Annotated in this window: 16 protein-coding genes; 8 read left to right on the top strand and 8 right to left on the bottom strand. The window is 63.1% G+C overall.

Going from position 1 to position 16201, the window contains the following annotated elements:
• Positions 1-311 precede the first annotated feature (311 nt).
• The 6 genes from H040_RS11795 (at position 312) to hisF (ending at position 5285) form a co-directional block, all read left to right on the top strand.
• Positions 312-1973, top strand: a complete 1662-nt coding sequence (locus H040_RS11795; RefSeq protein WP_027917571.1) for an OFA family MFS transporter — start codon at positions 312-314, stop codon at positions 1971-1973.
• A 272-nt stretch (positions 1974-2245) separates the two neighbouring features.
• A complete protein-coding gene (gene hisB, locus H040_RS11790; protein WP_027917570.1) occupies positions 2246-2839 on the top strand; it encodes an imidazoleglycerol-phosphate dehydratase HisB in 594 nt (197 codons plus the stop codon).
• Positions 2840-3478 (top strand): imidazole glycerol phosphate synthase subunit HisH, encoded by a 639-nt coding sequence (gene hisH / locus H040_RS11785; protein ID WP_027917569.1) that lies wholly within the window; start codon positions 2840-2842, stop codon positions 3476-3478.
• On the top strand, positions 3479-3739 hold the full coding sequence (locus H040_RS11780; protein ID WP_027917568.1) for a DUF2164 domain-containing protein: 261 nt from the start codon (positions 3479-3481) through the stop codon (positions 3737-3739).
• 27 nt (positions 3740-3766) lie between these two features.
• Positions 3767-4504, top strand: a complete 738-nt coding sequence (gene hisA / locus H040_RS11775) for a 1-(5-phosphoribosyl)-5-[(5-phosphoribosylamino)methylideneamino]imidazole-4-carboxamide isomerase (RefSeq protein ID WP_027917567.1) — start codon at positions 3767-3769, stop codon at positions 4502-4504.
• 10 nt (positions 4505-4514) lie between these two features.
• Positions 4515-5285, top strand: coding sequence for an imidazole glycerol phosphate synthase subunit HisF (gene hisF / locus H040_RS11770; RefSeq protein ID WP_011536177.1), 771 nt, complete (start codon positions 4515-4517; stop codon positions 5283-5285).
• A gap of 117 nt (positions 5286-5402) precedes the next feature.
• Here the strand turns inward: hisF and choV are convergent, their stop codons facing one another.
• From choV to H040_RS11755, 3 genes are all read right to left on the bottom strand, one after another.
• Positions 5403-6581 carry a choline ABC transporter ATP-binding protein gene (gene choV / locus H040_RS11765; protein WP_027917566.1) on the bottom strand — a complete coding sequence of 393 codons (1179 nt, stop codon included), beginning with the start codon at positions 6579-6581 and terminating at the stop codon, positions 5403-5405.
• Positions 6578-7426: a choline ABC transporter permease subunit gene (gene choW, locus H040_RS11760; RefSeq protein WP_177326675.1), complete on the bottom strand. Its 849-nt coding sequence runs from the start codon at positions 7424-7426 to the stop codon at positions 6578-6580. The genes choV and choW overlap by 4 nt, the downstream gene beginning before the upstream one ends.
• Before the next feature lie 81 nt (positions 7427-7507).
• Positions 7508-8455 carry a choline ABC transporter substrate-binding protein gene (locus H040_RS11755; protein WP_027917564.1) on the bottom strand — a complete coding sequence of 316 codons (948 nt, stop codon included), beginning with the start codon at positions 8453-8455 and terminating at the stop codon, positions 7508-7510.
• A gap of 442 nt (positions 8456-8897) precedes the next feature.
• Here H040_RS11755 and H040_RS11750 point away from each other — a divergent pair, with 442 nt between their 5' ends.
• Entirely contained in the window at positions 8898-10274 is a 1377-nt protein-coding gene (locus tag H040_RS11750) for an L-serine ammonia-lyase (RefSeq protein WP_027917563.1), read from the top strand.
• A 492-nt stretch (positions 10275-10766) separates the two neighbouring features.
• Positions 10767-11873 carry a GlxA family transcriptional regulator gene (locus H040_RS11740; RefSeq protein WP_027917562.1) on the top strand — a complete coding sequence of 369 codons (1107 nt, stop codon included), beginning with the start codon at positions 10767-10769 and terminating at the stop codon, positions 11871-11873.
• A 120-nt stretch (positions 11874-11993) separates the two neighbouring features.
• On the opposite strand, the gene H040_RS11735 is transcribed toward H040_RS11740, so the two are convergent.
• The 5 genes from H040_RS11735 to choX all read right to left on the bottom strand — a co-directional run bounded on the left by H040_RS11735 (position 11994) and on the right by choX (position 16082).
• Positions 11994-12251: a hypothetical protein gene (locus tag H040_RS11735; protein ID WP_027917561.1), complete on the bottom strand. Its 258-nt coding sequence runs from the start codon at positions 12249-12251 to the stop codon at positions 11994-11996.
• 270 nt (positions 12252-12521) lie between these two features.
• Complete coding sequence (locus H040_RS11730) at positions 12522-12992, bottom strand: thioesterase family protein (protein ID WP_027917560.1); 471 nt, start codon at positions 12990-12992, stop codon at positions 12522-12524.
• Between the two features lie 10 nt (positions 12993-13002).
• Positions 13003-13968, bottom strand: a complete 966-nt coding sequence (locus H040_RS11725) for an L-carnitine dehydrogenase (RefSeq protein WP_027917559.1) — start codon at positions 13966-13968, stop codon at positions 13003-13005.
• 164 nt (positions 13969-14132) lie between these two features.
• Positions 14133-15017, bottom strand: coding sequence for a 3-keto-5-aminohexanoate cleavage protein (locus H040_RS11720; protein WP_027917558.1), 885 nt, complete (start codon positions 15015-15017; stop codon positions 14133-14135).
• Positions 15018-15137: 120 nt separating this feature from the next.
• The gene (choX, locus tag H040_RS11715) at positions 15138-16082 is read right to left on the bottom strand and encodes a choline ABC transporter substrate-binding protein (protein ID WP_027917557.1); all 945 of its coding nucleotides are present in this window, start codon (positions 16080-16082) and stop codon (positions 15138-15140) included.
• Between the last annotated feature and the right edge of the window lie 119 nt (positions 16083-16201).

Here is a 16201-nt window from a genome sequence, read left to right as displayed (position 1 = left end):
CTGGATTCTTCGCGGCACGCCCGCTCCCACAGGTGCTGCAGCGCACTCGAGAGCTGTGGAAGTCCTGTGGGAGCGGGCGAGCCCGCGAAGAGGCCGGCATAGAAATACCGATTCAGCCACGCGGAAAATAACGATATCAGATTGCTTTCATGTCATCTGCGAACTGGTACCCTTGTGCCGCTTTGCGGAGCGACCGCGACCCATTGTCGCGGGCCGTTACCCAGGGAAAAGGCCAGTTCGCCCTGCGTGCGAGAACAAAGAGCCCGGGACGCCATCCGCCAGCACTGTCTACCTACAAAAGGATCGAATCCATGAGCAGTACAATCGCGGCAGGGGGGCTGGCCAGCGCGCCGAGCTTCCTGTCGAAGGAGCGCATCATCGCCCGCCCGGGCTTCAACCGTTGGCTGGTCCCGCCAGCCGCCTTGGCCATCCATCTGTGCATCGGCATGGCCTATGGCTTCTCGGTGTTCTGGCTGCCACTGTCGCAAGCCATCGGCATCACCGCGCCAGTCGCCTGTTCGGCGGACATGGGCTTCATCGCCCGCCTGTTCAGCGCCGAGTGCGATTGGCCGATCTCGATGCTGAGCTGGATCTACACCCTGTTCTTCGTCTTCCTTGGTTGCTCGGCGGCGGTGCTGGGCGGCTGGCTGGAGCACGCAGGCCCCCGCAAGGCTGGCCTGGTGTCGGCGCTGTGCTGGTGCGGCGGCATGCTGATCTCGGCGATCGGCGTGAAGACCCACCAGCTGTGGCTGATGTGGCTGGGCTCCGGCGTTATCGGTGGTATCGGCCTGGGCCTGGGATACATTTCGCCGGTCTCGACCCTGATCAAGTGGTTCCCGGACAAGCGAGGCATGGCCACCGGCATGGCGATCATGGGCTTCGGTGGTGGCGCCATGGTTGGCGCACCCTTGGCCACCGCGCTGATGGGCCACTTCGGCAACGAGCATGAAGTGGGTGTGTGGCAGAGCTTCGTCGCCATGGCCGCGATCTACTTCGTGTTCATGACCGCCGGTGCCCTGGCTTACCGCGTGCCGCCGACCGGCTGGAAGCCTGAAGGCTGGACTGCCCCGGCGAAAAAAGCCGGTAATGGCATGGTCACCGACCGCCACGTGCACGTCAGCGTCGCCTGGAAAACCCCGCAGTTCGCCTTGGTCTGGCTGGTGCTGTGCCTGAACGTCTCGGCCGGCATCGGCATCCTCGGCATGGCGTCGCCGCTGCTGCAGGAGGTGTTCGCCGGCAAATTGCTGGGCAACGCGCTGAGCTTCAGCGAGCTGAACGCCGCGCAGCTGGCGCAGATCGCCGCCATCGCCGCCGGTTTCACCGGCCTGTTGAGCCTGTTCAACATCGGTGGCCGCTTCTTCTGGGCATCGTTCTCCGACTACATTGGCCGCAAGAATACCTACTTCGCCTTCTTCGCCCTGGGCGTTGGCCTCTACAGCCTGGTGCCGAACATGGGTCACCTGGGCAACGTGGCGCTGTTCGTGGCGGCGTTCTGCATCATCCTGTCGATGTACGGCGGTGGCTTCTCCACCGTACCGGCGTACCTGGCCGACCTGTTCGGCACGCAGATGGTCGGCGCCATCCACGGTCGCCTGCTGACCGCCTGGGCTGCTGCCGGCGTGCTGGGCCCGGTGCTGATCACCTACCTGCGCGAGTACCAGCTGGCGGCGGGTGTGGAACGTGCAGCGGCCTACGACATGACCCTGTACATCCTCGCCGGCCTGCTGGTGCTGGGCTTCATCTGCAACATGCTGATCCGCCCGGTGGCCGACAAGTACTTCATGACCGATGCCGAACTGGCTGCCGAACGTGCGTTGAGCCACGACAAAGGCGCTGACGGTGCCCGTTCGCTGGAGTGGCATGCTGCGCCGGGTAGCCTGCCGCTGGTGCTGCTGGCCTGGGCTGTGGTGGTGATTCCGCTGGCGTGGGGCGTGTGGGTTACCCTGCAGAAGACTGCTGTGCTGTTCCATTGATGTAGCTGCACTGGGGGCGCTGCGCGCCCCTTTCGCGACACAAGGCCGCTCCTACAGGGGCCGCGTGGACCTCGAGATCGCGCGGTCCCTGTAGGAGCGGCCTGGTGTCGCGATGGGCTGCAAAGCAGCCCCCCCTTCCCTGGTTGTATAGACCTGTAGGCCTCTCCGGCCCCGTAATTCCTTGCCATGCCATATGTCATCCGCGTTTCAAGCTGGCGCGTTCTGGGCCTATAATGGAGCCCTTTTCGCCCAATGATTTTGCGGAGCTGGTGATGGTCGAACGTAAGGCTTCCGTCGAGCGCAATACCCTGGAAACCCAGGTCAAGTGCTCGATCAACCTCGATGGCAGTGGCAAGGCCCGATTCGATATCGGTGTGCCTTTCCTTGAACACATGCTGGACCAGATCGCCCGTCATGGGCTGATCGATCTGGATATCGAGTGCAAGGGTGACCTGCATATCGACGATCACCATACCGTCGAAGACGTCGGTATCACCCTGGGCATGGCATTCGCCCAGGCCATCGGCGACAAGAAAGGCATCTTCCGCTACGGCCACGCCTACGTGCCGCTGGACGAAGCGCTGTCGCGCGTGGTCATCGACTTCTCCGGCCGCCCGGGCCTGCAGATGCATGTGCCGTACACCCGCGCCACGGTTGGCGGCTTCGATGTCGACCTGTTCCAGGAGTTCTTCCAGGGCTTCGTCAACCACGCCCTGGTGACCCTGCACATCGACAACCTGCGTGGCCACAACACCCACCACCAGATCGAAACCGTGTTCAAGGCTTTCGGCCGCGCCCTGCGCATGGCTGTGACCCTCGACGAGCGCATGGCCGGGCAGATGCCGTCGACCAAAGGGTGCCTGTAAATGCAGACGGTAGCCGTAATCGACTATGGCATGGGCAACCTGCACTCGGTGGCCAAGGCGCTCGAGCACGTCGGCGCCGGCAAGGTGCTGGTCACCAGCGACGCTGCGGTGATCCGCGAGGCTGACCGTGTGGTGTTCCCAGGCGTGGGTGCGATTCGTGACTGCATGGCCGAAATCCGCCGCCTGGGCTTCGACAGCCTGGTGCGTGAAGTGAGCCAGGACCGCCCGTTCCTCGGCATCTGCGTCGGCATGCAGGCGCTGCTCGACCATAGCGAAGAGAACGAAGGCGTCGACTGCATCGGCCTGTTCCCTGGCCAGGTGCGCTTCTTCGGCAAAGACCTGAAAGAAGACGGCGAGCACCTGAAGGTGCCGCACATGGGCTGGAACGAAGTCAGCCAGACCATCGACCACCCGCTGTGGCACGACATTTCCGACCGCGCGCGCTTCTATTTCGTGCACAGCTACTACATCAATGCCGGCAAGCCGGGCCAGGTAGTCGGCCGTGGCCACTATGGCGTCGACTTTGCCGCCGCGCTGGCCGATGGCTCGCGCTTTGCCGTGCAGTTCCACCCGGAGAAGAGCCACACCCATGGCCTGCAGCTGCTGCAGAACTTCGTCGCCTGGGACGGGCGCTGGTAAATGAGCCGCTCGAAGACCAAGGCCCCAATCATCACCCTGGCTCCCGAAGAGGAACGCGAGGCGCTCGACACGCTCAAGCGCTTTCTGGAAGACCGCTTCGAGCTGCAGCTGGGGTCGTTCGAAGTGGCCGAGGTCCTCGAGCTGTTCAGCAAAGAAATTGCACCCCATTACTACAACAGGGCGATTGCCGATGTTCAGCTGCACCTCAAGGAGCGGTTCGAGAGCATCGAAAGCGATCTCTGGGCGCTCGAGAAGCCCTGAAACCCCAAGAACAGACAGGTTCCCAAGATGCTGATTATCCCCGCTATCGATCTGAAGGACGGTGCCTGCGTGCGCCTGCGCCAGGGCCGCATGGAAGACTCCACGGTATTTTCCGACGACCCGGTGAGCATGGCCGCCAAGTGGGTCGAAGGTGGCTGCCGCCGCCTGCACCTGGTCGACCTCAACGGCGCCTTCGAAGGCCAGCCGGTCAACGGTGAAGTGGTTACCGCCATCGCCAAGCGCTACCCGAACCTGCCGATCCAGATCGGCGGCGGCATCCGCTCGCTGGAAACCATCGAGCACTACGTCAAGGCCGGCGTCAGCTACGTGATCATCGGCACCAAGGCGGTCAAGCAGCCTGAGTTTGTCGCCGAAGCGTGCAAGGCCTTCCCGGGCAAGGTCATCGTCGGCCTGGACGCGAAAGACGGCTTCGTCGCCACCGACGGTTGGGCCGAAGTCAGCTCGGTGCAGGTCATCGAACTGGCCAAGCGTTTCGAGGCCGATGGCGTCTCGGCGATCGTCTACACCGACATCGCCAAGGACGGCATGATGCAGGGCTGCAACGTGCCGTTCACCAAGGCGCTGGCCGAAGCCACGTCGATCCCGGTGATCGCCTCGGGCGGTATCCACAACCTGGGCGACATCAAGGCCCTGCTGGACGCCAAGGCCCCGGGCATCATCGGTGCCATCACCGGCCGTGCCATCTACGAAGGCACCCTCGATGTCGCCGAGGCCCAGGCCTTCTGCGACAACTACCAAGGCTGAGGACTGAACCATGGCACTGGCCAAGCGCATCATCCCTTGCCTGGACGTGGACAACGGCCGGGTGGTCAAGGGCGTCAAGTTCGAGAACATCCGTGATGCCGGTGACCCGGTAGAAATCGCCCGTCGCTACAATGAGCAGGGTGCCGACGAAATCACGTTCCTCGACATCACTGCCAGCGTCGACGGCCGCGACACCACCCTGCATACGGTCGAGCGCATGGCCAGCCAGGTGTTCATCCCGCTGACCGTGGGCGGTGGCGTGCGCACCGTGCAGGACATCCGCAACCTGCTCAACGCCGGTGCCGACAAGGTTTCGATCAACACCGCCGCGGTGTTCAACCCGGAATTCGTTGGCGAGGCAGCGGACCGTTTTGGTTCGCAGTGCATCGTCGTTGCGATCGACGCCAAGAAGGTGTCCGGGCCTGGTGAAGCACCACGCTGGGAGATCTTCACCCACGGTGGGCGCAAGCCGACCGGGCTGGATGCCGTTGAATGGGCGAAGAAGATGGAAGGCCTGGGGGCAGGCGAGATCCTGCTGACCAGCATGGACCAGGACGGCATGAAGAACGGCTTCGACCTGGGCGTAACCCGTGCCATCAGCGACGCGCTGGGGATTCCGGTGATTGCTTCGGGGGGTGTGGGTAACCTGCAGCACCTGGCTGACGGGATTCTGGAAGGGCATGCCAGCGCGGTGCTGGCGGCCAGTATCTTCCACTTTGGTGAGTACACCGTGCCTGAGGCCAAGGCTTATATGGCTTCGCGCGGGATTGTCGTTCGCTGAAATATTGATTGGGGCTGCTTTGCAGCCCATCGCGGCTGAAGCCGCTCCTACAGGGATACGCGTTCCCTTGTAGGAGCGGCTTCAGCCGCAATGGGCCGCAAGGCGGCCCCAATTGCATCACCCGTGATTCTTGCCGAGCAAGGCGTGATAGAGCTCGGTATCCCCAAGTATCCCCACCACCTTGTCATTCTCCTGCAGCACCAGCTTGTTGCCCGTCTGGTAACGAATCTGCAGCGCCTCACGCATGCCAATGTCGGCATGCACCAACGTCGGCTTGCGGCCCAGCCCTTCCACGGCCTGCCCCGGCGCCCAGTTTTGCATGTCCAGCCCGTTCTGCCCCTGGCGTGCACGCTTGATCGAATTCCCTTCACCCAGGTCCAGCCAGGAATCGCCACCCGGGTCCAGGCACACCGAGCCGTTGACCCGCTTGCAGTTGTCCAGGCTGCGCATCAGGCTGCGACCGCACAGCACATTCAATGGGTTGGTGTGGGCGACGAAGGTACGCACATACTCGTCTGCCGGGTTCAGCACGATCTCTTCTGGCTTGCTGTACTGGATGATCCGCCCGTCTTTCATGATGGCGATGCGGCTGCCCAGCTTCAGCGCCTCGTCGAGGTCGTGGCTGACGAACACGATGGTCTTGCTCAGCTTGGCCTGCAGGCCCAGCAACTCGTCTTGCAAGCCCTGGCGGATCAGTGGGTCGAGCGCCGAGAACGGTTCGTCCATCAGCAGGATGTCGGCATCCATCGCCAGCGCCCGGGCCAGGCCCACGCGCTGTTGCATGCCGCCAGAGAGTTCGTCCGGCTTCTTGTTGCGCCATTGGGTCAGGCCGACCAGTTCGAGCTTCTCGTCGACCAGCTTGCGCCGTTCCTTTTCCGGGCGGCCCTGCATTTCAAGGCCGAAGCTGATGTTTTCGCGCACGGTCAGCCAGGGCATCAGGGCGAACTTCTGGAAGACCATGGCGATGCGCTTGGTACGCATCATCTTCAGCTCTGCCGGGGTGCAATGGGCGATATCGATGTGCTTGCCTTCATGCTCGACGAACAGCTTGCCGCGGCTCACGGTGTTGAGGCCGTTGATGCAGCGCAGCAGGCTCGACTTGCCCGAGCCGGACAGGCCCATCAATACGCAGATCTCGCCTTTGTTGATATCCAGGTTGGCCTTTTCCACACCGACCACCAGGCCGGTCTGCTTGAGGATCTGCTCGCGGGTCTGGCCCTTGTCCAGCAGCGCCAGTGCTTCACGCGGCTTGTTGGAGAAAATGACGTCGACGTCTTCGAATCGAATGATGCTCATGCCTCACCCCTTACCGGCAGTTCCGGTTGCTTGCAGATACGGTCGAGCATGATCGCCAGCAGCACGATCGCCAGGCCCGCTTCGAAGCCCAGGGAGATATCGGCGGTGTTCAGTGCGTTGACCACAGGTTTGCCCAGGCCATCAGCGCCCACCAGGGCGGCAATCACCACCATCGACAGTGACAGCATGATGCACTGGGTGACGCCGGCGGCGATGCTCGGCATCGCATGCGGCAGTTCGATACGGGTGAGCAGCTGGCGGCGCGAGCAGCCAAAGGCCTTGCCGGCGTCCATCAGCTCCTGCGGCACGTCGCAGATGCCCAGGTAAGTGAGGCGGATAGGTGCGGCGATGGCGAACACCACCGTCGAGATCAGCCCTGGCACCACGCCCAGGCCGAACAGGGTCAGGGTAGGGATCAGGTAGACGAAGGTGGGCACCGTCTGCATCAGGTCGAGTACCGGGCGCATGGCGGTATAGAACATCGGCTTGTGCGCGGCGACGATGCCAAGCGGCACGCCGATGGCTACGCAGACCACGGTGGCGAAAGTCACCTGGGCCAGGGTCTCCATGGTTTCCTGCCAGTACCCCAGGTTGAGGATCAGCAGGAAGGAGAGGGCGACGAATGCGGTCAGCGCCCACTTGCGCTGGATGAGGTGCGCCAGGGCGGCAAACAGGGCGATGAGCACGAACGGGTTGAAGAAGGTCAGGGTACTGGTGACGCCATGGATCATGAACTCCAGGCCTCGGGCAATGGCGTCGAAGTAATTCGCGCCATTCTGGGTCAGCCATTCGACGAACGACGCGATGTACTGGCCCAGGGGTATTTTCTGATCGATAAGCATGATAGCGAGCTTCCACCTGCAAAGATTGAAATCAGTCCGGGGCGGGCACGGTCCCGCCCCGAGGTAGCGCTACGACGTATTGCGTTATGGAGCGAGCTTGGCCTTGGCTGCCTCAAGGCCGGGTTTGCCATCCACGGTGGTGACGCCCGCCAGCCAGGTATCCAGCTTGCCGGGGTTGTCCTTGAGCCACTTCTTGGCGGCCGCCTCAGGCTTCATCTTGTCGTCCAGGACATAGCCCATCATGGTGCTTTCATCCTTGAGCTCGAACGACAGGTTTTTCAGGAGCTGGCCGACGTTGCTGCATTCCTGCACATAGTCCTTGCGAGTGTTGGTCAGCACGGTGGCCTTGCCGAAATCGGGGCCGAAGTACTCGTCCCCGCCGGTCAGGTACTGCATCTTGAAGCGGGTGTTCATCGGGTGCGGTTCCCAGCCCAGGAACACCACCGCTTCGCCACGCTTCTGCGCGCGGTCGACCTGCGACAGCATGCCGGCCTCGCTCGATTGCACGATCTTGAAACCGGCGTCCTTCAGGCCGAAGGCGTTCTTGTCGATCATGCTCTGGATGGTGCGGTTGCCATCGTTGCCGGGCTCGATGCCGTAGATCTTGCCGTCCAGTTCCTTCTTGAACTTGGGAATGTCGCTGAAATCCTTCAGCCCCTTGTCATACAGCGACTGGGGGACGGCCAAGGTGTACTTGGCGTTCTCCAGGTTGGCGCGCACGGTGTCCACAGTGCCGGCGTCGCGGTACTGCTTGATGTCGTTCTCCATGGTCGGCATCCAGTTGCCGAGAAACACGTCCAGGTCCTTGCCGGTGGCCAGCGACTTGTAGGTCACCGGTACCGAGATCATGGTGGTGTGGGTCTTGTAACCCAGTGCTTCGAGCACAACGCTGGTGGTCGCCGTGGTGACGGTGATGTCGGTCCAGCCGACATCGGAGAAGCGTACCGTCTGGCACTGCTCGGGTTCGGCGGCCTGGGCCAGGACCGGTGCTGACAGCATCGCGACCAGCAACAGCGAGGGTGAACCTTTCATGGATGGACTCCTGTGATTTTGTCTTCGGGTTCGCTTGGGTCGCCGGGCTTTCTCAGGGTCCGGTCGACCAGGCCTGCAGAGGGCAGGATGCGTGGCCGTGCTTTACGAGTCGCTTTCGATAATCCTCCAGCGCCGGGCAATCGCCTACTGGTGGGGTCGTAACCAGTACGGAACGGGTCGCATCCAGTACGGGCGATGTCGCTTATGCGTTTTTCCACCCCTGTAGCCGTATTTTTGCGTCACCAGGCCGCTCGAAAGCGGCGCGCAGGTGGCCGAAAAGGCTGCGGCGCTGCTGGACAAAAGTACGTCGGTTGCAGACGGCGAGGGGGTAGGCAAAAGCCCGATGATGCGTGCATTCGTGGCGGCTCGCAGCTTCAGCCTAGCAGTTGCCCCGCCCTGCGCATGGCGCGCAGAGACAAGCCCAGCAAGAGGTGAAGCGACAATGGCCATTAGCGTGTTCGACCTGTTCAAGATCGGTGTCGGGCCCTCCAGCTCCCACACCGTCGGCCCCATGCGTGCTGGCGCGCTGTTCGTCCAGGGCCTGCGTGAGCGCGGCGAGCTGGACCAGGTGCAAAGGATCGAAGTGCGGCTGTATGGCTCGCTGTCGGCCACCGGCATCGGCCACGGCACCGACAACGCCACCATCATGGGCCTGATGGGCGAATGGCCGGACGCCATCGACCCGACCCAGATCGTTCCGCGGATCGCCGACCTGCGCGAAACCAACACCCTCAAGCTGGATAATCGCCTGCCCATCGAGTTCATCTGGGCCCGCGACATGCTGCTGCTGGACGAGAACCTGCCGTACCACCCCAATGCCATGACCCTGATCGCCGAAGGCGCCCAGGGCGAGCTGCACCGCGATACCTACTACTCGGTGGGTGGCGGCTTTGTGGTCGACGCCGCACAGGCCGCCAGCGGCGTGCTGGACGCCGACCAGACGGTGTTGCCGTACGATTTCAACAGCGCCGCCGAGTTGCTGCGCCTGTGCAAGCAAAACGACCTCAGCGTGTCGCAATTGATGATGGCCAACGAGAAGGTCTGGCGCAGCGAAGAAGAGATCCGCGCCGGCCTGCACAAGCTCTGGGATGCCATGCAGGAATGCGTCAACAACGGCCTCAAATACGAAGGCACGCTGCCCGGCGGGCTGAACGTGCGTCGCCGCGCCGCCAAGCTGCACCGTAGCTTGCAGGAAATCGGCAAGCCCAACGTGATCGGCTCGACCATGAGTGCCATGGAGTGGGTCAACCTGTTCGCCCTGGCGGTCAACGAAGAGAACGCCGCCGGCGGGCGCATGGTTACCGCGCCCACTAACGGCGCGGCCGGCATCATCCCGGCGGTGTTGCATTACTACATGCGTTTCAGCGATGCCGTGAACGACTCCAGCGTGGTCGACTACTTCCTCGCCGCCGCCGCGGTGGGCATCCTGTGCAAGAAGAACGCGTCGATTTCCGGTGCCGAAGTCGGCTGCCAGGGTGAGGTCGGTTCGGCCTGCGCCATGGCCGCTGCGGGCCTTGCCGAAGTGCTTGGCGCGACGCCGGCGCAGGTGGAGAACGCCGCCGAAATCGCTTTGGAACACAACCTCGGGCTGACCTGCGACCCAGTCGGTGGCCTGGTGCAGGTGCCCTGCATCGAGCGCAACGCGATTGCTGCGGTGAAGGCGATCAATGCCGTGCAGATGTCACTGCGTGGCGATGGCGAGCACTTCATTTCCCTCGACCAGGTGATCCGCACCATGCGCGATACCGGGGCCGACATGCACGACAAATATAAAGAGACCTCACGCGGTGGCCTGGCGGTCAGCGCCATCGAATGCTGATTGCTTGATTCAACCTCAAGGACCCCTTCGCGGGTAAACCCGCTCCCACAGACGGTGCCGTACCTGTGGGAGCGGGTTTACCCGCGAAGGGGCCCTTGAGGTTGATGCAGGTGCGGCACCATCACCAATGCCTTTTTATGGTGCAATCGACGCATACCGATCGTCGGGTGTCGCGATCAGCATGGGCATTGTCGGTGACACTCAAGAGTGTCGTTTCTGGGAAACCTACACTGCGCGTGTCACCAAAGTGCTCAATGGTTACACCAGAGGCGCTAGCTCGCCGCTTTGCGACGACTGGCAAGCCCGTCGCAAGCCCCTGAATTGCCCAGCAAAGGCGTCGTTTTCAGGAGTTTTAGAATGGTCGTTCAATTTCCGGCACGGCGTTTGCGTTGTGATTGGCAACCTACCCCTTTGGAACTGACCGGGGGGTCATAACAAGAAAATCAGTGCCCGCCTGAGGCACACCCTGCATTTGTGTGAGGAGAAATCGCGATGACGTCGTACACCTCCGGGAACCCAACCCAGAACCGCACAGCCCCCCAGTCCATCGGTTTTCTCCTACTGGACAATTTCACCCTGATTTCCCTGGCATCGGCGGTCGAGCCGCTGCGCATGGCCAACCAGCTGTCCGGCCGCGAGCTGTACCGCTGGCATACGCTGACCGTCGATGGCGGCCAGGTGTGGGCCAGCGACGGCCTGCAGATCACCCCCGATGCCGCAATGCACAGTGCGCCGCTGATCGACACCGTGATCGTCTGCGGTGGCGTTGGCATCCAGCGCACTGTTACCCGGGAGCACGTTACCTGGCTGCAGGCCCAGGCCCGCCAGTCTCGCCGCCTTGGTGCGGTGTGTACCGGCAGCTGGGCGCTGGCCTGTGCCGGCCTGCTCGACGGCTTCGACTGCAGCGTGCACTGGGAATGCCTGGCAGCGATGCAGGAGGCCTTCCCGCGGGTGAACATGAGTACCCGCCTGTTCACCCTCGACCGCAACCGCTTCACCAGCTCCGGGGGCACCGCGCCGCTGGACATGATGCTGCACCTGATCAGCCGCGACCACGGCCGCGAGCTGTCGGCGGCGATCTCCGAGATGTTCGTCTACGAGCGCATCCGCAACGAACAGGACCACCAGCGCGTGCCGCTCAAGCACATGCTCGGCACCAACCAGCCGAAGCTCCAGGAGATCGTTGCGCTGATGGAGGCCAACCTCGAAGAGCCGATCGACCTCGACGAACTGGCAGTGTATGTGTCGGTGTCGCGCCGCCAGCTCGAGCGGCTGTTCCAGAAGTACCTGCATTGCTCGCCGTCGCGCTATTACCTCAAGCTGCGCCTGATCCGCGCGCGGCAGCTGCTGAAGCAGACGCCGATGTCGATCATCGAAGTGGCCTCGGTGTGTGGCTTCGTGTCCACGCCGCACTTCTCCAAGTGCTACCGCGAGTACTTCGGCATTCCACCGCGTGACGAGCGTGTGGGTTCCAACACGGCGCAGCAGGTGGCGATGATGCCGATTCCACAAGCCATGACCCTGTCGCCGCACAGCGGGCCGATGGCAGCCCTGAGCCAGGCGCGCAACGAGTCGACTTTTGCCAGCGTAAGGCTTTGATACTGCGCCGCCTGCATCGCGGCTAAAGCCGCTCCTACAGGTACTGCACCGGATTCACAAGCGGTGCGATACCTGTAGGAGCGGCTTTAGCCGCGAAGAGGCCAGTACAGGAAAGATCGATCAGGCGCGTTTATTGAACTGTGCCAACGCCGGCAGCAGCTGCTTGTCGATGGCCTGGCGCACCGCTGGCAGGATCGTCGCGCTCCCGGTATACATCTGCTCCACCATCCCCTTCAGGGCCCGTGCATTGGGCTCGGTCAGCCCGCGTATCACCGCTTCGCAAGCCTGCTCGGCGCTGGCCCCGGCGGGAATGTCGAACCCGCGCGCGCGCAGGTGGCCTGCCAGGTCGTCCTGGTCTATCAAATCCGCATGCATCATGGCTGTTGTCCCTTTTATCGCTAAGAGAGTGCTGCTGTGATTTACGACCGATTCTGTGACGACGGCGACATGCCCGCAACAACAGAATGGCGGCATGGCTGCTTTGGCTAAGAACAGGTCGTTCCCGGCTAAATCGACCTGGCAGGAAGTGCGCACACTCAAGCCATCTACCGCAATAGAGGGTTTGGTCACCCTCGTTCATGCACAGTGGATGTTGCTCGCTCTTGGCCCCGGATGCTCACGGCTTTCCGGGGTTATTTTTTTGCCCGATCAGCCAGGTAGTTGCAGGACGCGGCCGATGAACTGCGCAGCCGGCAGGTCGCGCTGGCTATCTTCCAGGCTTTGCAGCAAAGCCACGCTTCGCTCTGAGAACGGCGCCGACTTTGGCCCTGCCAAGTCCACATGCAACAGCATCTGCTCACTGGCGGCCAGCACCTCGTCGAACCCGGCCCGGTGCAGGCTGTGATAGACGTGCAGACGCTTGCGGTCGAAGCCGATGATCTGCGTCTGCACCCACACCTCGGTGCCCAGCTTCACCTCGTGCAGGTAGTTGATGTGCGCCTCCAGGGTGAACAGCGAGTTGCCGCTCTGCCCCCGGCTGTCGGCATCCAGGCCGATGCGCTCCATCAGCGCATCGGTGGCATAGCTGAAGATCAGCAGATAGAAGGCATCGCGCAGGTGCCCGTTGTAGTCGACCCAGTCCTCCTGGACTGGGGTGCGGTAGGTGATCAGTGCGGGCATCGTGGGCTCCTCAGTCGCCGAAAGCCATGCCGTGGTTGGCCTTGCTGGTTTTCACGGCTTCCAGCACCGCCAGCAGGGTGTCATCACGATAGCGCTCCAGCGCGGCGATGCTACGTTCGCCGAGTTGCTCCGAGGTGCCGTCCACCACATCGTCGATCAGCTTGTCGGTCAGCTCTGGTGCCGGCAGGTAGGTCCAGGGCAGTTTCAGGGCCGGGCCGAACTGCGACATGAAGTGGCGCATGCCAGCATCGCCACCCGCCAAGGTGTAGGTGAGGAAGGTGCCCATGAATGACCAGCGCAACCCGGCGCCAAAACGGATGGCATCGTCGATCTCGCCGGTTGTCGCCACGCCGTCGTTGACCAGGTGCAGTGCTTCGCGCCACAGGGCTTCGAGCAGGCGGTCGGCGATGAAACCTGGGACTTCCTTGCGCACGTGCAGCGGGCGCATGCCAAGCGCTGTGTAGAGGGTCTTTGCCGCCTCGATGGCTTCAGGCGCGGTACGGTTGCCGCCGACGATCTCGACCAGCGGCAGCAGGTACACCGGGTTGAACGGGTGGCCGACCACGCAGCGTTCGGGGTGGGTAGCTGACTCGTAGAACTCGCTTGGCAGCAGGCCTGAAGTGCTGGAACCGATGATGGCCTCGGGCTTGGCTGCAGCGCTGATTTTCGCGTGCAGATCAAGCTTGAGGTCCAGACGCTCTGGTGCGCTTTCCTGGATGAAGTCGGCGTCGCGCACGCATTCCTCGATGGTGGCAACGAATTTCAGCCGGTCCTGTGACGCTCCTGGAGCCAGGCCTTGTTTCTCCAGTGCCGGCCAGGCGTTGGCGATGCGCTTGCGCAGGGCCTGTTCGGCGCCCGGCGCTGGGTCCCAGGCGACCACGTCCAGGCCGTGGGCCAGGGCACGGGCGACCCAGCCGCTGCCGATTACGCCGCTACCCAGGGCGGCGAAGGTCTTGATTTCGGTGATGAAAGGCATGGCGAATCCTCAGGGCAAACAGTGACAGTTGGGTTGACGCCAATCTTGTGGGAGCGGGCTTGCCCGCGAACACCGGGGCAGCCGGTGCCATCCACCGCGCTGCCTGCTTCGCGGGCAAGCCCGCTCCCACAGGATTGATGGCGCACGTGCGACCGTTGAAGGGATCAGCGGCGCTTGAGGTTCATCTTTTCCCGGCCTTCTGCCGGGCTGAGTACACGGCCACCCATGCGGGTGATGATCTCGGCTGCGCGTTCAACCAACTGGCCGTTGCTGGCCAGCACGCCACGGTCCAGGTACAGGTTGTCTTCCAGGCCGACCCGCACGTTGCCGCCGAGCAGCACCGCCTGTGCTGCCATCGGCATCTGCATGCGGCCGATGCCGAAGCCGGCCCAGGTGACGTTGGCCGGCAGGTTGTCGACCATGGCCTTCATGGTGGTGGTGTCAGCTGGCGCGCCCCATGGGATGCCCAGGCAAAGCTGGAACAGCGGGTCTTCGAGCAGGCCTTCCTTCATCATCTGCTTGGCGAACCACAGGTGGCCGGTGTCGAAGATTTCCAGCTCGGCCTTAACGCCCAGCTCGGTGATGCGCTTGGCGCCGGCACGCAGTTGTGCGGGGGTGGAAACATAGATGGCGTTGCCGTCACCGAAGTTGAGGGTGCCGCAGTCCAGGGTGCAGATCTCTGGCAGCAGGGCTTCGACATGGGCCAGGCGCTCCAGCGGGCCGATCAGGTCGGTGCCGGGGCCGAATTCCATCGGCGATTCGCCAGGGCCGATTTCCAGGTCGCCACCCATGCCGGCGGTGAGGTTGACGATGATGTCCACGTCGGCTTCGCGGATACGCTCCATGACCTCACGGTAAAGGTTCACGTCGCGGCTGAAGCGGCCGGTTTGCGGGTCGCGGACGTGGCAGTGGACCACGGTGGCGCCGGCCTTGGCGGCTTCCATGGCGGATTCGGCGATCTGTTTCGGGGTGACCGGGACCAGGTGGCTCTTGGCGACCGTGTCGCCGGCGCCGGTGAGGGCGCAGGTGATGATGACGTCGTGGTTCATGGCGGTTCCTTGTATGTCGGTTCTGGCCTTTTCGCGGGTAAACCCGCGCCCACAGGGGACCGTTATGGCCCTGACATGCGCTGTACCTGTGGGAGCGGGTTTACCCGCGAAGAGGCCGGGTCAGTTGGCGGTGAGCTTGAGGTTGTCGGCGGCGGGCTTGCCGTCAAAGGTGGTCACACCCTCAAGCCAGCGGGCCTTGTCCGCGGGGTGGTCCTTGAGCCACTGGCGGGCCGATTCCAGCGCGTCCTTGTGGTCGAGCAGCGGCTGCATCATGCGGCTCTCGTCCTCGGCACTGAAGTTCAGGTTGGCCAGCAGGCGGTGGGCGTTGGGGCAGCGTTCGGCATAGTCCGGGGCGGTTACCGTCCATACCGTGGCGCGGCCTTCATCCGGGCCCAAGGCGTCCTGGCTGTCACCCAGGTAGGCCATATCGATGTTCACGTTCATCGGGTGCGGCGCCCAGCCGAAGAACACCACCGCTTCCTTGCGCCGTACGGCGCGGTCGACGGCGGCGAGCATGCCGGCTTCGCTGGACTCGACGAGCTGGAACTTGCCGAGGTCGAACTGGTTCTTGGTGATCATTGCCTTGATCTGGGTGTTGGCACCGGAGCCCGGCTCGATGCCATAAATCTTGCCGCCCAGTTCTTTCTCGAACTTGTGGATGTCGGCGAAGGTTTTCAGGCCCTTGTCATACAGGTACTTCGGCACGGCGAGGGTGGCGCGGGCGTCTTCCAGGCTGGGTTTTTCGAGGACCTTGACCTGGTTGGCGTCGATGAACGGGGTGATGGTCTGGGTCATGATCGGGTTCCAGTAACCCAGGAACATGTCCAGGCGCTTGTCGCGGATGCCGGCGAAGATGATCTGCTGCGAGGCGCTGGTCTGCTTGGTCTGGTAACCCAGGCCGTCGAGCAGCACCTGGGCCATGGCACTGGTGGCGATGACGTCGGTCCAGTTGACCACGCCCAGGCGTACGTTCTTGCAGGCCGCGGGCTCGGCGGCAAAAAGCGGGGTTGCAACGATGCTGCTCAGGGCAAGCGACAACAGACTGCGGCGGATCAAGCTGTGCATGGTGGCTCTCCATCGGCAGGGCATTTTTTATAGGTTTTGGCCTCTTTGGGCCGTGTGAACACGCTACGCTGCTGCCAGGGTGGAAAATCGCACCCTGGCGACCAACAATTGCACGGAGG

This window comes from Pseudomonas sp. URMO17WK12:I7 (assembly GCF_003269045.1).
GTDB classification, from domain to species: Bacteria; Pseudomonadota; Gammaproteobacteria; order Pseudomonadales; family Pseudomonadaceae; genus Aquipseudomonas; species Aquipseudomonas putida_J.
This window is presented reverse-complemented; position numbering and strand designations above follow the sequence as displayed.